The 1,741-nt window shown below is 70.8% G+C and carries 1 protein-coding gene; it reads left to right on the top strand.

The window, feature by feature from the left end; genetic code table 11:
- Positions 1-1,741, top strand: a 1,741-nt coding sequence (locus tag ACIQGQ_RS37170; RefSeq protein ID WP_402405110.1) for a condensation domain-containing protein, incomplete at both ends; no start/stop codon positions are given.

Raw genomic sequence — 1,741 nt, 5'->3', positions numbered from 1 at the left:
GATCCCGGCCGCCATCATCACCCTCGACCAACTCCCCCTCACCACCCACGGCAAACTCGACCACAAAACCCTCCCCGACCCCGACTACGCCACCAGAACCAAGGGCAGGGCGCCGCGATCGCCCCGCGAGGAGATCCTCTGCGGGCTCTTCGCGGACGTCCTCGGCATCCCCGAAGTCACCATCGACGACGACTTCTTCGAGCTCGGCGGGCACTCCCTGCTCGCCACCCAGCTCGCCAACCGCATCCGGACCACGCTCGGTGTCGAACTCGCCGTACGCCAGCTGTTCAGCACCCCCAAGGTCGCCACGCTGGCCAGGGCCCTCGACGTCACGCACGAGGCACGCGGCGCCGTCGTACGCGCGGAGCACCGGCCCGACCGGATTCCGCTCTCCTTCGCCCAGCGCGGCCTGTGGTTCCTGAACCGCCTCGAAGGGCCGAGCGCCACCTACAACATGCCGGTCTCGCTGCGTCTGACCGGCACCCTCGACCGCCCGGCCCTTGAGGCGGCGCTGCGTGACGTCCTCGTACGCCACGAGTCCCTGCGCACGGTCTTCGCCGAGGACGCCGACGGCCCCCACCAGCGGCTGCTGGTGGCAGATGAGATACGCCCCGAGTTCACGGTCGTCCGCACCGGTGAGGCGGGACTGCCCGCCGAGCTGGAGCAGGCCGCGCGGTACGGCTTCGACCTGGCGGCCGAACTCCCCGTCCGCGCGACACTGTTCGAGCTCGCCGAGGACGAGCACGTCCTGCTCGTCCTGGTCCACCACATCGCCGCCGACGGCTGGTCGATGCCGCTGCTGGCCCGCGACCTGACGGCCGCCTACGCGCGGCGCAGCGCGGGCGACGCACCGGACTGGGCCGAGCTTCCGGTGCAGTACGCCGACTACACCCTCTGGCAGCAGCAGACCCTGGGCTCCGAGACCGACCCGGACAGCGCGATCACACGACAGCTCGCCCACTGGAAGCAGGCACTGGCCGGCCTCCCGGACGAGCTGGAGCTGCCGACCGACCGACCGCGCCCGGACCGGCCCCGGTTCGAGGGCGGCTCGGTGCCCATCGAGGTCCCGGCCGCGCTGCACGCCCGGCTGCTCGACCTGGCCCGCGCCACCCAGGCGAGCCCGTTCATGGTCGTCCAAGCGGCCCTCGTGACGCTGCTCTCCCGACTGTCGGGCGCACAGGACATCACCCTTGGCACCCCGGTCGCGGGCCGGACCGACGATACAGTGGAGGACCTGGTCGGCTTCTTCATCAACACACTGGTCCTGCGCGCCGACCTGTCCGGCGACCCGAGCTTCCGTGAACTGATCGGTCGTGTCCGTGAGTTCGACCTCGCCGCCTACGCGCACCAGGACGTGCCCTTCGAGCGTCTTGTCGACATCCTCAACCCGACACGCTCCCCTGGTCGGCACCCGCTGTTCCAGGTGCGCTTCGTCTTCAACAACATCGACCAGCAGGCCGCTGTCGATGCTGTGGAGCAACTGCCCGGCCTCACGGTCGTCCCCGAGCCCGTCGCGCTCGGCGCGGCCAAGTTCGACCTTCTCTTCCGCATCTCCGAGCGGCGCACGCCGGACGGCAGCCCGGCCGGGCTGCGCGGAGCCCTCGAATTCAGCGGGGACCTGTTCGACCGGTCCACGGCCGAGGAGATGGCGGAGCGTTTGGTGCGGGTGCTGGAGGCGGTGGTCGGGGATCCATCCGTGCCGGTGGGACAGGTGGAGGTGCTGTCACAGGCCGAGCGCGGG

Source organism: Streptomyces sp. NPDC092952, from assembly GCF_044754785.1.
GTDB lineage: Bacteria > Actinomycetota > Actinomycetes > Streptomycetales > Streptomycetaceae > Streptomyces.
Note: the sequence above shows the minus strand (reverse complement) of the source record. Positions and strands in the feature narration are given on the sequence as shown.